Consider the following 15,189-nt stretch of genomic DNA (forward strand, 5'->3'; position numbering starts at 1 on the left):
TTACGGTCAACAGGCTTGGGGCGGCGGTCTTTCGACCACCGCCCGATATCGACAAGTCACTCGACCTCAGAGTGTGCGGGTCACCATCTCGACGCGGAAGCACTCGATGACGTCGCCGACGCGCATGTCCTCGTAGTTCTGGAAGGCCATGCCGCATTCCTGGCCGCCCGGGACTTCCGAAACTTCGTCCTTGAAGCGCTTCAGGGTCTTCAGCGTGCCTTCGTGGATGACGACGTTATCGCGGATCAGGCGTACGCCCGCACCACGCTCGACCTTGCCTTCGGTGACACGGCAGCCGGCGATCTTGCCGACCTTGGTGATGTCGAAGATCTCGAGGATCTCGGCATTGCCGATGAAGGTCTCGCGACGCTCCGGCGAGAGCAGGCCCGACAGAGCCGCCTTCACGTCATCCACGAGGTTGTAGATGATCGAATAATAGCGGATCTCGATGCCCGCGGCCGCGGCCGCGGCACGTGCCTGCACATTGGCGCGAACGTTGAAGCCGATGATCGCCGCGCCAGACGTTTCCGCCAGCGAGACGTCGCTTTCGGTGATGGCGCCGGCGCCGGAATGAACGATGCGCGCACGAACCTCGTCGGTCCCAAGCTTGTCGAGCGCGGCATTGATCGCCTCGATCGAACCCTGCACGTCGCCCTTGATGACCAGCGGGAATTCCTTCAGCCCGCTCGTCTGCAACTGCGACATCATCTGTTCGAGCGAGCCGCGCTGGCCGGCATGCCTGGCCACCGCCTTCTCGCGCGCCAGACGCTGGCGATATTCGGTGATCTCGCGGGCACGGGCCTCGTTGTTGACCACGGCGAAGCGGTCGCCGGCCTGCGGCGTTCCCTGAAGGCCGAGCACCTCGACCGGCATCGCCGGCGGTGCTTCCTTGATCTGCTCGCCGCGATCGTTGACCAGAGCGCGCACGCGGCCCCACTCATTGCCGGCGACGAGGATGTCGCCCGGCATCAGGGTGCCGGTCTGCACCAGAACGGTGGCGACGGGACCACGGCCCTTATCGAGCTGCGCCTCGATGACGACGCCCTCGGCGGTACGGTCGGGGTTGGCCTTGAGGTCGAGGATTTCGGCCTGCAGCAGGATCGCCTCGAGCAGCTTGTCGAGATTGGTGCCCTTGGTCGCCGACACTTCGACGTCCAGCACTTCACCGCCCATGGATTCGACGAAGACCTCATGGCGCAACAGTTCGGAACGCACCTTCTGCGGATCGGCGTCATGCTTGTCGATCTTGTTGATCGCCACGATGATCGGAACGCCGGCCGCCTTGGCGTGGCTGATCGATTCGATCGTCTGCGGCATGACGCTGTCGTCGGCCGCGACCACCAGGATGGCGATATCGGTCGCCTGGGCGCCACGGGCGCGCATCGCCGTGAAAGCGGCGTGGCCGGGCGTGTCGATGAAGGTGATCTTCTGACCGTTCTTCTCGACCTGATAGGCGCCGATATGCTGGGTGATGCCGCCGGCCTCGCCGGAAACGACATTGGCATTGCGGATCGCATCGAGCAGCGAGGTCTTGCCGTGGTCGACGTGGCCCATGATGGTCACGACCGGCGGACGCGACACCAGGTCCTCGGCATTGTCGGCGATGTTGAACAGGCCTTCCTCGATGTCGGACTCGGCAACGCGGCGGACCGTATGACCGAATTCGGTGGCGACCAGTTCGGCCGTGTCGGCGTCGATGACGTCGCCTGGCTTCAGGATCTGGCCCTGCTTCATGAAATACTTGACCAGGTCGACAGCACGCTCCGACATGCGCTGCGCCAGTTCCTGGATGGTGATGGTCTCGGGCAGGATCACTTCGCGCATGACCTTCTCGCGCGGCTCGTTGTGCATCGCGCGCTTGAATTTTTCCTGGCGGCGACGCATCGACGACAGCGAACGAGCCCGGGCATCCTCGTCGGACAGCGCGGAGTTCAGTGTCAGCTTGCCACGGCGGCGGTCTTCCTCGCTCTTGGTGGGCTTTGCCGGGCGCGCCACTTCGGGCGTGACCAGGCGGCGCACCGGTGCGCCGGCGGTCGCCCGCTTCGGCTTGACCTCTTCCTCCTCGTCGGCGGTCGCCAACTCGGCGGCTTGCGGCGCGCGGCGGCGCGCCTCTTCCTCGGCGCGGCGGCGCGATTCGGCCTCGGTCTGCAACCGTGCCTCTTCCTCGGCCTGGCGGCGCGCGGAATCCTCGCGTTCGCGCTTGCGGCGCTCTTCGTCCTCGGCGCGGCGCTTGGCATCCTCGGCGGCCCGCTGACGGTCTTCGACCTCGCGGACCTTCGAGCCCTCGAGCGCCCTGCGGCGCGCTTCCATCTCGCTGCGCGACAATTCGTTCAGCACCATGCCGCTGCGCTCGACCGGAGCCGGCGGCGGAGGTGGCGCCTTGGGCGCTTCCTGGACGACAGGTGCCGCCACGACCGCCGGCTTCGGCGTGAAGACGGGCGCAGGCGGAGCCGCGGCCGGCTCCGGCTTGTCGCCGGGCAGCGAGAACTTGCGCTTCTTGGTCTCGACCACGACCGACTTGGTACGGCCGTGCGAGAAGTTCTGGCGCACGGTGCCCTGTTCCATGCCGGGGCGCTTCAGCGTCAAGGTCTTCTTCGGTGTAACACTCAACGTCTTGTCGTCGCCCGATTTCGTATCGCTCATTCCATATCCTCTGCGGCATCATCTTCGTCAGCAACGGCCGCAAGCATTGCAAGATCGTCCGGGGTACCGCCCCGATATCGGTCGAGCGCAACCATGCGCTTCTGGACCGCCTTACCCGCGTCTCCCGCGAGGACGGCAGCATGTATCACATTTGTACCCCCCAATGCCAAGCTCAACTCGGCCTCGGAGAAAAGTTTGTAGGCAAGGATGGAGGGGCCGCCGATATGGACGGTCGCCCGCCGCGCCTGGCTGATCTTGCGCACGCCATCCTCGGACGCTTCGGTCGCGTGGAGCACGAAAAGCGCCAGTCCGCCGCGCACCGCGCTCTCGACCTTGGTAGCGCCTAGCGAAATCGAGCCTGCCTTGCGGGCAAGACCCAGCATACCGAGAGCGTATCTGGAAAGCAGCCCGTCGACCATGCCGCCGAGATCGGGCGGCACGACCACCTGTGCCTTGAAGGCGCGGGCAAAAAGGTTCTTGGCCGCCGCCTTCTCGATATGTAGGCGGTCCGCACTCACCCAGCAACCACGGCCGGGCAGATTTCTCTTGAGATCGGGAACGACGGCCGAATCCGGGCCGACGACGAACCGGATCAGTTCATCCGGTTCGGCCTGTTTGCGGGTGACGATGCAGGTGCGATCGTTCATCTCGTCCAAGGGCGGGTTGTGTGCGATGCGGTTTCACCTCACGCACCAACGGCTTCGTCGGCCGTTTCTTCTTCGGCCGCAAGCTCGTCTTCGGTGATCCAGCCGGCCTTGAGGCGAGCGGCCAGAACCATCTGCTCGGCATCGGCGCGCGAAACGCCGTGATTGGCCAGCACGCCGGGATAGACCTTGGTCTCGCCGTCCTTGCGTTCCTTCCAGCCGGTGAGGTCGTCGGCGGCATAGCCGGCGAAATCCTCGATCGTCTTCACGCCATCCTCGCCGAGCGTCACCATCATGGCGGTGGTGACGCCGGGGAGTTCGCGCAGATCATCCGAAACGCCCAGCGCCTTGCGCTTCTCGTCGTGCTCGGCCTCGATCTTCTCCAGATATTCGCGGGCGCGGGTCTGGATTTCCGAGGCTGTATCCTCATCGAAGCCGTCGATCGAGGCGATCTCGCCGGCATCGACATAGGCGACTTCCTCGACGCTGGTGAAGCCTTCCGAAGCCAGCACCTGGCCGACCATCTCGTCGACATCGAGGGCTTCCATGAACAGCGCCGAGCGCTCGACGAATTCCTTCTGGCGGCGCTCGGATTCCTCGGCCTCGGTCAGGATGTCGATGTCCCAGCCGGTGAGCTGCGAGGCAAGGCGCACGTTCTGGCCGCGGCGGCCGATGGCCAGCGACAGCTGATCGTCGGGAACCACCACTTCGATACGCTCCGCATCCTCGTCGAGCACGACCTTGGCGACTTCCGCCGGCTGCAGCGCATTGACGATGAAGGAGGCCGCCGAAGGCGACCACGGAATTATGTCGATCTTCTCGCCCTGCAATTCGCCGACGACGGCCTGGACGCGGCTGCCGCGCATACCGACGCAGGCGCCGACCGGATCGATCGAGCTGTCACGCGAAATGACGGCGATCTTGGCGCGCGAGCCCGGGTCGCGGGCGACCGACTTGATCTCAATGATGCCGTCATAGATCTCCGGCACTTCCATGGTGAAGAGCTTGGCCATGAACTGCGGATGGGTGCGCGACAGGAATATCTGCGGGCCGCGCTGCTCGCGCCGCACGTCGTAGACATAGGCACGCACGCGATCGCCATATTTGTAGTTTTCGCGCGGGATCAGCTCGTCGCGGCGGATGATCGCCTCGCCACGGCCGAGATCGACGATGACGTTGCCATACTCGACGCGCTTGACGGTGCCGTTGACGATCTCGCCGATACGGTCCTTGTATTCGTCGTACTGACGGTCACGCTCGGCCTCGCGCACCTTCTGCACGATGACCTGCTTGGCAGACTGGGCGGCGATGCGGCCGAAATCCATCGGCGGCAGCAGTTCGGCGATGAAATCGCCAAGCTGGGCGTCGGGATTGCGCTCACGCGCCGAGGAAATGGCGATCTGGGTCGCGTAATCGTCGACCTTCTCGACCACTTCCATCAGCCGCTGCAGCTTCATCTCGCCGGTGTTCGGGTTGATGTCGGCGCGAATGTTGGTCTCCTGGCCATAACGCGAACGCGCCGCCTTCTGGATCGCATCGGCCATGGCGGCGATGACGATCGACTTGTCGATCGACTTCTCACGCGCGACCGCATCGGCGATCTGCAGCAGTTCAAGTCTGTTGGCGCTTACAACCATGTTCTTTCTCCCGAGCCTGTTCGCCGGACCTTTGCGCCCGGCAGCTCAATCAAATTTCCTGTTCGTGTTCTTCCGTGGCGTCCGGTTCCGTACCCTCGGACACATCGTCGTCCGGTTCACCGCGGCGTCTCTTGGCTTCCTTGCGCTCCCTGTTGTCCCTGGACAACGCTTCGCGAATGAGGTCGTCGGTCAGGATCAGCCTGACATCGGCAATGGCATCGTAGGGCACGCGCACCGTCGGCTCCTCGCCATACGCCGCCTTGTCGCGCTCGATCAGCACGTCGTTCTCACCGGCTTCGGCGATCTTGCCCTTGAAGCGCTTGCGGTCGGCGACGACGACCGATGTTTCCATCTTCACCAGATGACCGGTCCAGGTCACGAAATCCGATTTACGCACCAGAGGCCGATCGATGCCGGGCGAAGAGACTTCGAGGTGATAGGCCTTTTCGATCGGATCATCGACGTCGAGCGCCGGCGACACCGCGCGGCTGACCTCTTCGCAATCCTCGACGGTCATGGTGCCGTCCTCACGCTCGGCCATGATCTGCAGCGTCAGCCCGTTCTGGCCGGACAGATGCACGCGCACGAGGCGAAAGCCGATGCCACGCAGCACCGGCTGGACGATCAGCGCAATGCGCGCATCGATGCCGCTTTCGCGGATGATGCGATCGTCACCTTCGTTTGCCGTTCCAGTCATCGTTGCCTATCGTTGGTCTCGAACCTATCGGCAGGTAATAAAAAAGAGCGGGACCGGGTGGACCCACTCTTCGTCATACCGACCAAGAATTTGAGGCTGATATAAACGAACACGGTTCGTGTTTCAAGTCCGCAGTCCCGGCCGGACGAAAGCCTGTGGGTTCAGGGTTGTTCCAGGCGCATGGCCGCCATGCGGCAATCCGCCTGTGAGAGCCGGCGGCGCGCTCTTATTTGTTAGCCATCAAACGAATTGAATTGGCGCGCTGGCGCGCGAAAGGACAAGACCATGAGCAACCGCAGGATATTCTCCGCCTTGGGCGATCTGTTCACCACATTCGGCAGCGCCGTTGCCGCGTCTCGCGCCGTGGAAGCCGGGCGCAAGCCCAGAGCCGACGACCTGCGCAATCTCGGCATGGATCCGGCCGTATTCAACAGGATCGGTCGTTTCTGACTCCAACAGGCATTCGACCCCGTCCTCCCGGCAGGTTGCCGGTTGGGCGGACCTAGGTCCTGACGAAAGTCAGATAGGCCGGCCGGCGCCCCTCGCGAATGGCCTTTGCCTCATAGCGCGTGCCGGGCCAGCCCTCATAGGAGCGATGCCAGTCCGCCGCTTCCGCAGCCTGCCATGCGAAAGCGCCATGCGCCCGGCAATGCAGCAAGGTCCAGTTCACATAAGTGTCGATGTCGGACGCAAAGCGGAACTTCGAGCCGGGTTTGAGGACGCGTGCGAAACGATCGAGATTGACCGGACTGACGAAACGCCGCTTCCAGTGTTTTTTCTTCGGCCAGGGATCGGGATAGAGAAGATCGATGCCGTCGAGCGAGGTCGGCGGCAACCAGTCAAGCAACTGGGTGGCGTCGTCGTCGTAGACCCTGAGATTGGCCAGCGGCGCTGCCCGCACAGCCATCATCATCTTGGCCATGCCGTTGACAAAGGGCTCGACGCCTATGAAGCCGGTCGCGGGCGCCTCGATGGCGCGATGCAGGAGATGTTCACCGCCGCCAAAGCCGATCTCGAGCCGAACCGCCGAAACCTCTGCTTCAAACAGGACGCGCAGGTCTGGCGGTGCCTCGGCCGTCAGATCGAGCCGGTATTTGCCAAGCCCGCTTTCCAGCGCCGCGGCCTGCTGCGGGCGCACGGGCTTGCCGCGCCGGCGACCGAAGAAGGCTTCGGTCATGCGGCTTGGCCTGTCCGCGTCACTCATCGACTGGCGCCAGTCCTGCCGCCGCCCTCAGGCCGCGACAGCATCCTTGAGCGCCTTGGCCAGATCGGTCCTTTCCCAGGAGAAAGACCCGTCACGGCCAGCCTTGCGGCCGAAATGGCCGTAAGACGACGTCTTGGCGTAGATCGGCTTGTTGAGGTCGAGATGACGGCGGATGCCTGACGGCGACAGGTCCATCACGCTGCGCAGCGCGTCCTCGAGCTTTGCCTCGTCGACCTTGCCGGTGCCGTGCAGGTCGACATAGACCGATAGCGGCTGGGCGACACCGATGGCGTAGGAAAGCTGGATGGTGCAGCGATCGGCGAGCTTCGCCGCCACGACATTCTTGGCCAGGTAGCGCGCCGCATAGGCAGCCGACCGGTCGACCTTGGTGGTATCCTTGCCGGAAAAGGCGCCGCCGCCATGGGGGGCTGCGCCGCCATAGGTGTCGACGATGATCTTGCGGCCGGTCAGGCCGGCATCGCCATCCGGACCGCCGATGACGAACTTGCCGGTCGGGTTGATGTACCACATGCAATCGTCAGCGATCTTGAGGTCGCCCAATGCCTCGCGGATATAAGGTTCCACGACCTTGCGGACCTTCTTGGAATCCCAGCTTGAATCCAGATGCTGGGTCGACAGGACGATCTGCGTCGCCTCGGCGGCCTTGCCGTCGACATAGCGGACGGTGACCTGGCTTTTCGCGTCCGGCCCGAGCTTGCCGGCCTCGCCGTTGTTTTCGTGGCGGGCCGCTGCCAGAAGTTCGAGAATCTTGTGGCTGTAGTAGATCGGCGCTGGCATCAGGTCCGGCGTCTCGCGGCAGGCATAGCCGAACATGATGCCCTGGTCGCCGGCACCTTCCTCGCCCTGACGGTCGGCGGCATTGTCGACGCCCTGGCCGATATCAGGCGACTGGCCATGCAGCAGGACCTCGATCTTGGCCGTCTTCCAGTGAAAGCCAGCCTGCTCGTAGCCGATCTCACGGATCGCCTTGCGGGCGACGGATTTGAACTTCGCCGGGTTGACGACGGGGTGGCCCGCGGCATCCTTGAGGATGTTGCCGGCCTTGTCCTTCTTCAACAACGTCTCGGGAACGCGCACTTCACCGGCGATGACGACCCGGTTGGTGGTCGCGAGCGTCTCGCAGGCGACACGGACTTTCCATGGGTCCATGCCGGTCTTCTTGGCTTCACGATAGACCAGATCGACGATTTCGTCGGAGATGCGGTCACAGACTTTGTCGGGATGGCCCTCGGCTACGGATTCCGAGGTAAAGAAGTAGTTCTGCCGCGTCACGGGTGTCCCCTCTTGAAAAACGATCGGCAGGCTGCCGATTTTGGCGCGCCACGTGTTAGCGGGGCAAAGCGCTGCTCGTCAAGCGCTGCCGCGGCTCTGGCCTGAATGTCGGAGGCGATATCTTGTGCCACCGGCGGCGCATGCCGCCGGCGCAAAGCGCATTGCGGATCAGTCGGGATCGTCCTCGGCGAGCGATTTCACCAGGTCAATGATCCTGCGGCGTACCTTGACGTCGGCGATCTTGACAAAGGCCCGGTTGAGCTGAAGTCCTTCGGGACTGCCGCAGAACTCGACAGCGAAAGCCATCGAACTATCCTCGGCAAAGCCGCGGTTGGCGGTCAATTCCTGGCCTGGCGCATCCTCGAAAAAGAAGGCGACGGGGACGCCGAGTATGGAGGCAATCGCCTGCAGGCGGCTGGCACCGACGCGATTGGTGCCCTTTTCATATTTCTGGATTTGTTGGAACGTGATGCCGAGATTCTCGCCCAGCTTTTCCTGGCTCATTCCGAGCATATTGCGGCGAAGCCGGACCCGGCTTCCCACGTGAATATCGATGGGATTGGGTTTCTTCTTGTTTTCTTCTGTCATTTTTTCCTCGCCGAATTTTTTCGGCTTTGTGATTTTTTCCTGCCCAAAGAAAGCCGGAGGCGACTGCCCCAACAGAACGATCCACCAGCTTCGAGAAATTTTCAGGCGGTACAGTATGAGTTTCTAATGTGCCAGCTGTCAATTCACCCGTAGCTTTTGCCTTACGTTCAACAGCCCCCCTACAAGCGCAAACAGCAACATGATCAGCATTCCGTTAATGCGCCGCTGGCTGGACGAAATGACCGTCTGTGCGGAAACAGGCACCTTCACATCGATGGCTCCGCGCGCGTCGATCGCAAGGGCGTCGACGACGCGGCCACGGGCGTCGACCACGGCCGAGATGCCGTTGTTGGCAGCACGCAACAAGGGCAATCCATTCTCCACCGCGCGAATCTGGGCCTGCCTGAAATGCTGATACGGTCCCGGCGTGTCGCCGAACCATGCATCGTTGGTAACGTTCACAATAAGCTGCGATGACGTAGCGTCAACTGCCACCAGATCGGGAAAGATCACCTCATAACAGATAAATGGCAGGGCACGAATGCCGCCCGGCAACGTGATGGCATGACGCTCGTTGCCGGCCGTGAACGTCAGCGGCCCGGCGACGAGCTGTTCGATGCCGAAACGAGCGAGCAGGTCGGCGAAAGGCAGGTACTCGCCGAACGGCACCAGATGAACCTTGTCCACGGCGTCGGCGATCTCGCCCTTGTCGTTGATCGCCACCACGGAGTTGTAGTAGCGGCTGTCGGCGCTGGCCGCCGAGCCGCCCTCCTCACGCACGACGCCGGCGATCAGCATCTGGCCGTCGCCCAGCATGTCGCCCAGCGCCGTCAAGGCGTCAGGGCGCTCCGTGAAAAGGAACGGTACCGAGGTTTCCGGCCAGAGAATCAATTGCGGTTTTTCGTGACCTGGGTCCGGTGCCTTTGCGGAGAGGCCCAGCAAGGTGGCGAAGATGCGGTCGCGCACCGAGGCATCCCATTTTTCCGACAGATCCACGGCCGGCTGGACGATGCGGACATCGAGACTGCGCGTCGCCGGCTTTTCGGGGGCGTTGAGCCTGACATAGCCAAAGCCGACATGGGCGGCGGCGAGCACGACAAACAGCGCGGCGCCCAGCCGAAGATGCCGACGCGCCGCCAGCAGCGCCGGCAGCGCGAAAAGGAAAACCGCGAGCGCGTTCATGCCGATCATGCCGGTCACCGAGACGCTCTGCATCAAAAGCGGCACCGGCATCGCCGCGTAGCCGATGGCGTTCCAGGGGAAACCGGTGAACAGGAAGCCGCGCAGCCACTCCGCCAGCGCAAAACCGGAGGCAAGGGCAGCGATACGGCCGATATCGCTGCTCCACAGGAGCCGCGCGACCACCGTTGCGAAGCCATAGAAAAATGCGAGCGCGAAGGGAATGCCGACCACCGCGAACGGCAGCGCCCAGGCAAAGTCGTCGGCCTCGACCAGCAGCGCCGAGCCGATCCACCAGAGGCCGGCGAGGAAATAACCGAAGCCGAACCACCAGCCGACGGCGAAAGCCGGCCGCAGGCGCCGCAACAGGCTGCCCGAGGCTTCGCCGGTCGCGCCATCGAGCAGCCAGACCAGCAGCGGAAACGAAATGAAACAGGCGGCAAAGAAATCGTAAGGCGCCTGGCCCAGAACCGTCAGCGCCCCAGCGAAAAACGCCACAAGCGAACGCCGCCAACCCCAAAGCAGAATTATCCGGCCGGCAAGGCGCTCCATGCGTATTTCCGTCGCGCGAATCAGGAGCTAAGATTTATCAGGCCGCGCCGCGCGCTCCAAACGCCGGCGTGATTGCCCGGCCGCTCTCTACCGGTGCCAGCCTTCGATGCGCAGGCCACCCAACCGCTCGGCCTCTTCACGAGAAACAGAACGCACCGGTTGCGTGAACGTCCAGACATGGCCCTCGGGATCGCGCGCCCGATACTGGCGTTCGCCATAGAACTGGTCCGCCGGCTCCTGGATTATTGCAGCACCGGCCGCGCGGGCCTGCTCGCAATGCGCATCCAGGCCGTCTTTCAACCTGACATAGACCGATTGCGTGTTCTTGCCCTGGACCGACGCGGGGCTCGCGACATGATCGGCCCATTCAGAATCGACAATGAGGTAGCAATCGCCGAACCGCATTTCGGCGTGGACCAGCTTTCCCTCGGCATTGCTGACCACCATGCTGCGCTCGAAGCCAAAGGCTGTTTCAAGCCAATCCAGGGCAGAGCGTGGATCTTTGTAAAACACACCGGAGCCGAGGACCGAGTGCTTGAACGGATCTTCGATCGTCATGCGACAGCAGGCTTTCAGGCCTGTTCGGTGCGCGCCGTGGCCCGCCGGCGGCGTTCGCCCTTCTGGCTCTGCACGATGCGAACGCGCTTGACGCGGCGCGGATCGGCGTCCAGCACGTGGAATTCGAAGCCGGGAATGGCCTGCACCACCTCGCCGCGCGCCGGCACGCGGCCGAGCGTGTTGAAGATCATGCCGCCAATGGTGTCGACATACTCGCCATGTTCACCGGCGGCGAAATCCTCGCCGATCATCTTGGCGACCTCGTCGATCTCGGCCTTGCCGTCGACGATAAACACGCCGTCGCCGGTCTGGGTGATCATCGGCTCGTCGTCGTCGTGCTCGTCCTCGATGTCGCCAACCACCATCTCGACGATGTCCTCGAGCGAGACGAGGCCGTCCGTGCCGCCATATTCATCGATGACCAGGGCCATCTGCGTGCGCGTCGTCTGCATGCGGCCCATCAAGTCGGACGCAAGCATCGACGGCGGCACGAACAGGACCTGCCGGATCAGGTTGAGCTCTCCGATGGTGCGCGCGAGGTCGACCTGGGCAAGATCGAGAACCGTGGCGACAGGCGTTTTGCGGGTTGCCCGGCCCTTCCTGACGCGCGCCAGCTTGGTGATATGGGCCAGCACGTCGCGGATATGGACCATGCCGCGCGGGTCGTCGAGCGTCTCGGAATAGACCGGCATGCGGGAATGGCCGGATTGTTCGAACATGCCGAGCAAGTCACCGAGCGACGTGGCGATCTCGACCGCCTCGATATCGGCGCGCGGCACCATGACGTCCTCGACGCGCACCTCGCGCAGGCGCAGGATGTTGTTGAGCATGGCGCGCTCGCCAGGCGAGAAGGATTCGACATCGCTCGTCGTCTCGGCGAGCGCGCCGGCGATCTCTTCGCGCAGGCTGGTGCCGTTGCGTTGCCGGAACAGGCCCAGCACGCGGTTGAACAGGGAGGGGCCGGCAGGCGACGGCTCGATGGCCGCGCTGCCAGTGTTGGCAACACCAGGGGTGACGGTACTCGGACCTGATCCCTCTTCCGACGTATCGGAAGCCTTGATCGCACTGCCGACATCGGGGCGGGCGGCAGTCTCTGGTTTGTCGTTCATCGTCGTCCGGTCAATTGGTCGTTTTTAGTTACGCGTAGGGATCGGGAATGGCAAGCCTTGCCAGCGCGGCGCGCTCGATGGCTTCCATCTCCTCGGCCTCCGCGTCGGTCTCGTGATCATGGCCCATGAGATGCAGCAGGCCATGGATGACGAGATGGCAGATATGGTTCTCCAGCGGCTTGTCTTCCAGTGCCGCCTCGCGCGCCACCGTCTCGGCGGCAAGCACGATGTCGCCGAGCATCGGCGGCAGCGGGCCGCCTTTTGCCGGCGGAAAAGCCGGAAAAGACAAGACGTTGGTGGGCTTGTCCTTGCCGCGCCAGCCGGCATTCAAGATACGGACGTGGGCGTCGTCGGAAAAAACAATGCTGAGTTCGGAATGACCCGCCGCACCGGTCTCGGCAAAGGCGGCGTCAACCGCGCGATCGACCAGCCGCGTCAGCCTTGCTTCATCGGGCCAGTCGCCCGCTTCAACCGATATATCGATCTCGACGGGAACCGGAAGGCTCCCGCCGCCGGATGTGTTGTCCTCAGCCATCAGGCCGCATCGTCAAGATCAATTCTCGGCACCGAGGCCACGAGCCAGCTTGGCGTCCCGATCATAGGCCCTGACGATTTCCGCCACCAGCGGATGGCGGACGACGTCGACATCGTTGAAGCGCACGGTCACCGCGCCTGCCACACCGTCGAGGACACGCAAGGCTTCGACCAGGCCCGACTTGGTGCTCGGAGGAAGGTCGATCTGTGTCGGATCGCCAGTGACGATCATGCGCGAGTTCTCGCCGAGACGGGTGAGAAACATCTTCATCTGCATCGGCGTGGTGTTCTGAGCCTCGTCGAGAATGACGGCGGCGTGCGCCAGCGTGCGGCCGCGCATGAAGGCGAGCGGCGCGATTTCGATTACTTCGGCGGCAATGGCGCGCTCGACCTTGTCGGCCGGCATCATGTCGTAGAGCGCGTCATAGAGCGGCCGCAGATAGGGATCGACCTTCTCCTTCATGTCGCCCGGCAGGAAGCCCAGCCGTTCGCCCGCCTCGACAGCCGGTCGCGATAAAATGATGCGCTCGACCATGCCGCGTTCCAGCAGCATCGCCGCATGCGCCACTGCCAGATAGGTCTTGCCGGTGCCGGCTGGACCGATGCCGAACACCAGTTCCGACCGCTCCAGCGCCCGCATGTAAGCGTCCTGGTTCAGGGAGCGGGCATAGATGGTCTTCTTGCGGGTGGCGATCTGGGCGGCGGAGACCTTGCCCTTGCGCTCCAATGTCGGCAGCGTGAGCTGGTCGTCGGCGGCGATAGCCATGCGCACGGCCCCGTCGACATCGGACTGGCTGATATCGACGCCCTTCTGCAGGATGCCGTAGAGATTGTCCAAGGCGCGGCGCGCCTGTTCGGCGGCCGAAGCGGATCCCTTGATGGTCAGCTGGTTGCCGCGCGAGCGTATGTCGACGCCGAGCTTCTGCTCAAGCCGGGCCAGGTTTTCGTCGAACTGGCCGTAAAGGGCGCTGGCAAGCTTGTTGTTGTCGAAAGTCAAAACGATGTGCGCCATGTCAGAAGCCCCGGATGCCGGTACCGGGGGCAGATTCTTCAGCTCCGCTGCGCTCAACCGTCTCTCCTCATCTGCCGAGACCATCAGGCCAATTCGGCGAACAGGCTGTTGTAGCCCGTCTTCGTGATTCGCACCTTGATAATGTCACCGATTTCGCCGGCGTTTTCATCAACAATAACTGGCTGCAGCCAAGGCGAGCGGCCGACCTTCTGGCCAGCCTGACGAGCGGGCTTCTCGATCAGCGTATCTATGGTGCTGCCGATCAAACTCAAGCCGAAATCCTGCTGTTGCTTCAACAGCAATGCCTGCAGGCGCTGCAAGCGGTCGTCCTTGACCGCTTCCGGCACGTGGTCGGACATCTCGGCGCCGGGCGTACCGGGACGCGGCGAATATTTGAACGAGAAGGCCGAGGCATAATTCACCTGGCGCACCAGATCCATGGTCGCCTCGAAATCGGCCTCCGTCTCGCCGGGGAAACCAACGATGAAATCGCCCGACAGCGCGATATCGGGGCGGGCGGCGCGGATGCGGTCGAGCAGCGCCAGATAGTCCTTGGCCGTATGCCTGCGGTTCATCGCCTTCAAAATGCGATCCGACCCGGATTGCACCGGCAGGTGCAGATAGGGCATCAGTGCGGCCAAGTCGCGGTGCGCGGCGATCAATTCGTCGTCCATGTCGCGCGGATGGCTGGTGGTGTAGCGCAGCCGCGCCAGGCCGGGGATTTCGGCCAGCCGGAACAGCAGCCGCCCGAGACCCCATTCCGCGGTCTTGCCCCCTTTGGCCTCGCCCTGGCCATGCCAGGCGTTGACGTTCTGGCCGAGCAGCGTCACCTCGCGCACCCCGGCCTCGGCCAGCCGCTCGGCCTCGGCGACGATCTGCGCCACCGGCCGCGACACTTCCGAGCCTCTCGTATAGGGCACGACGCAGAAGGTGCAGAACTTGTCGCAGCCTTCCTGGACGGTGAGGAAGGCGGTGACGCCACGCTTGATCACCTCGGCACGCTTGGGCTGCGGCAGATGCTCGAACTTGTCCTCGATGGCGTATTCAGTTTCGACGATCTTTTCGCCGCCGCGAACCCGCGCCAGCACGTCGGGGAGACGGTGATAGGTCTGCGGACCGATGACCAGGTCGACGGCCGGCGAACGCCGGATGATCTCGGCGCCCTCGGCCTGCGCCACGCAGCCGGCGACACCGATCAGCATCTCGCGGCCAGCGCTCGCCCGCTCGGCCTTCATGTCGCGGATGCGGCCAAGTTCGGAATAGACCTTTTCGGCGGCTTTTTCCCTGATATGGCAGGTGTTGAGCAGCACCAGATCGGCCTCGCCGATAGCATCGGTCGCCGTATAGCCGTCAGCGACCAGCGCATCGGTCATGCGCTGTGAATCATAAACGTTCATCTGGCAGCCATAGGTCTTGACGAAGACCTTCTTGGCTGCCGTGGCGCGCGCCGCCGGCTGTCCGGCCGCAGTGCCGATGTCGTCGCTTTCAATCGTGTTCAAGTCCATCCGGCGGCTTCTAACGCCTTTCCGTAACAAAAAA

At 63.5% G+C, this 15,189-nt stretch carries 14 protein-coding genes; 1 reads left to right on the forward strand and 13 read right to left on the reverse strand.

The genetic code is table 11. From position 1 onward, the window contains the following. Positions 1-66 precede the first annotated feature (66 nt). From infB to rimP, 4 genes are read right to left on the reverse strand one after another with little or no spacing between them, the layout of a single operon-like run. Positions 67-2,643: a translation initiation factor IF-2 gene (gene infB, locus LB555_RS15785; RefSeq protein WP_015314006.1), complete on the reverse strand. Its 2,577-nt coding sequence runs from the start codon at positions 2,641-2,643 to the stop codon at positions 67-69. Then, positions 2,640-3,290, reverse strand: a complete 651-nt coding sequence (locus tag LB555_RS15790; RefSeq protein ID WP_140614777.1) for an RNA-binding protein — start codon at positions 3,288-3,290, stop codon at positions 2,640-2,642. The genes infB and LB555_RS15790 overlap by 4 nt, the downstream gene beginning before the upstream one ends. 38 nt (positions 3,291-3,328) lie before the next feature. Further along, complete coding sequence (gene nusA, locus LB555_RS15795) at positions 3,329-4,924, reverse strand: transcription termination factor NusA (protein ID WP_015314008.1); 1,596 nt, start codon at positions 4,922-4,924, stop codon at positions 3,329-3,331. A gap of 49 nt (positions 4,925-4,973) precedes the next feature. Continuing rightward, the gene (gene rimP / locus LB555_RS15800) at positions 4,974-5,621 is read right to left on the reverse strand and encodes a ribosome maturation factor RimP (RefSeq protein WP_015314009.1); all 648 of its coding nucleotides are present in this window, start codon (positions 5,619-5,621) and stop codon (positions 4,974-4,976) included. A gap of 285 nt (positions 5,622-5,906) precedes the next feature. Between rimP and LB555_RS15805 the strand changes: the two genes are divergently transcribed. Then, positions 5,907-6,071, forward strand: a complete 165-nt coding sequence (locus tag LB555_RS15805; protein WP_015314010.1) for a hypothetical protein — start codon at positions 5,907-5,909, stop codon at positions 6,069-6,071. A gap of 52 nt (positions 6,072-6,123) precedes the next feature. Here LB555_RS15805 and trmB read toward each other — a convergent pair whose 3' ends face one another. The 9 genes from trmB to miaB form a co-directional block, all read right to left on the reverse strand. Next, on the reverse strand, positions 6,124-6,825 hold the full coding sequence (gene trmB, locus LB555_RS15810) for a tRNA (guanine(46)-N(7))-methyltransferase TrmB (protein ID WP_140878288.1): 702 nt from the start codon (positions 6,823-6,825) through the stop codon (positions 6,124-6,126). Positions 6,826-6,852: 27 nt separating this feature from the next. Next, complete coding sequence (gene metK / locus LB555_RS15815) at positions 6,853-8,118, reverse strand: methionine adenosyltransferase (protein WP_015314012.1); 1,266 nt, start codon at positions 8,116-8,118, stop codon at positions 6,853-6,855. Positions 8,119-8,286: 168 nt separating this feature from the next. Then, entirely contained in the window at positions 8,287-8,706 is a 420-nt protein-coding gene (locus LB555_RS15820) for a helix-turn-helix domain-containing protein (protein ID WP_015314013.1), read from the reverse strand. 138 nt (positions 8,707-8,844) lie between these two features. Continuing rightward, positions 8,845-10,437 carry an apolipoprotein N-acyltransferase gene (gene lnt / locus LB555_RS15825; protein ID WP_224683218.1) on the reverse strand — a complete coding sequence of 531 codons (1,593 nt, stop codon included), beginning with the start codon at positions 10,435-10,437 and terminating at the stop codon, positions 8,845-8,847. Positions 10,438-10,524: 87 nt separating this feature from the next. Next, positions 10,525-10,995: a VOC family protein gene (locus LB555_RS15830; protein WP_140878291.1), complete on the reverse strand. Its 471-nt coding sequence runs from the start codon at positions 10,993-10,995 to the stop codon at positions 10,525-10,527. Between the two features lie 14 nt (positions 10,996-11,009). Then, positions 11,010-12,104, reverse strand: a complete 1,095-nt coding sequence (locus LB555_RS15835) for a hemolysin family protein (protein WP_140722958.1) — start codon at positions 12,102-12,104, stop codon at positions 11,010-11,012. A 28-nt stretch (positions 12,105-12,132) separates the two neighbouring features. Next, positions 12,133-12,639: an rRNA maturation RNase YbeY gene (ybeY, locus tag LB555_RS15840; RefSeq protein ID WP_224683219.1), complete on the reverse strand. Its 507-nt coding sequence runs from the start codon at positions 12,637-12,639 to the stop codon at positions 12,133-12,135. A gap of 18 nt (positions 12,640-12,657) precedes the next feature. Beyond that, complete coding sequence (locus tag LB555_RS15845) at positions 12,658-13,650, reverse strand: PhoH family protein (RefSeq protein ID WP_031241013.1); 993 nt, start codon at positions 13,648-13,650, stop codon at positions 12,658-12,660. Between the two features lie 83 nt (positions 13,651-13,733). Next, a complete protein-coding gene (gene miaB / locus LB555_RS15850) occupies positions 13,734-15,155 on the reverse strand; it encodes a tRNA (N6-isopentenyl adenosine(37)-C2)-methylthiotransferase MiaB (RefSeq protein ID WP_224683220.1) in 1,422 nt (473 codons plus the stop codon). Positions 15,156-15,189 lie beyond the last annotated feature (34 nt).

Origin of the sequence: Mesorhizobium sp. BR-1-1-10 (assembly GCF_020165595.1) — a bacterium.
Taxonomy (GTDB): Bacteria; Pseudomonadota; Alphaproteobacteria; order Rhizobiales; family Rhizobiaceae; genus Mesorhizobium; species Mesorhizobium australicum.

Excerpts from the sequence above, each read along its gene's own strand:
- infB (WP_015314006.1), bottom strand. The coding sequence starts at position 2,643 with ATGAGCGATACGAAATCGGGCGACGACAAGACGTTGAGTGTTACACCG.
- LB555_RS15790 (WP_140614777.1), bottom strand. The coding sequence starts at position 3,290 with ATGAACGATCGCACCTGCATCGTCACCCGCAAACAGGCCGAACCGGAT.
- nusA (WP_015314008.1), bottom strand. The coding sequence starts at position 4,924 with ATGGTTGTAAGCGCCAACAGACTTGAACTGCTGCAGATCGCCGATGCG.
- rimP (WP_015314009.1), bottom strand. The coding sequence starts at position 5,621 with ATGACTGGAACGGCAAACGAAGGTGACGATCGCATCATCCGCGAAAGC.
- LB555_RS15805 (WP_015314010.1), top strand. The coding sequence starts at position 5,907 with ATGAGCAACCGCAGGATATTCTCCGCCTTGGGCGATCTGTTCACCACA.
- trmB (WP_140878288.1), bottom strand. The coding sequence starts at position 6,825 with ATGAGTGACGCGGACAGGCCAAGCCGCATGACCGAAGCCTTCTTCGGT.
- LB555_RS15820 (WP_015314013.1), bottom strand. The coding sequence starts at position 8,706 with ATGACAGAAGAAAACAAGAAGAAACCCAATCCCATCGATATTCACGTG.
- lnt (WP_224683218.1), bottom strand. The coding sequence starts at position 10,437 with ATGGAGCGCCTTGCCGGCCGGATAATTCTGCTTTGGGGTTGGCGGCGT.
- LB555_RS15830 (WP_140878291.1), bottom strand. The coding sequence starts at position 10,995 with ATGACGATCGAAGATCCGTTCAAGCACTCGGTCCTCGGCTCCGGTGTG.
- LB555_RS15835 (WP_140722958.1), bottom strand. The coding sequence starts at position 12,104 with ATGAACGACAAACCAGAGACTGCCGCCCGCCCCGATGTCGGCAGTGCG.
- ybeY (WP_224683219.1), bottom strand. The coding sequence starts at position 12,639 with ATGGCTGAGGACAACACATCCGGCGGCGGGAGCCTTCCGGTTCCCGTC.
- LB555_RS15845 (WP_031241013.1), bottom strand. The coding sequence starts at position 13,650 with ATGGCGCACATCGTTTTGACTTTCGACAACAACAAGCTTGCCAGCGCC.
- miaB (WP_224683220.1), bottom strand. The coding sequence starts at position 15,155 with ATGGACTTGAACACGATTGAAAGCGACGACATCGGCACTGCGGCCGGA.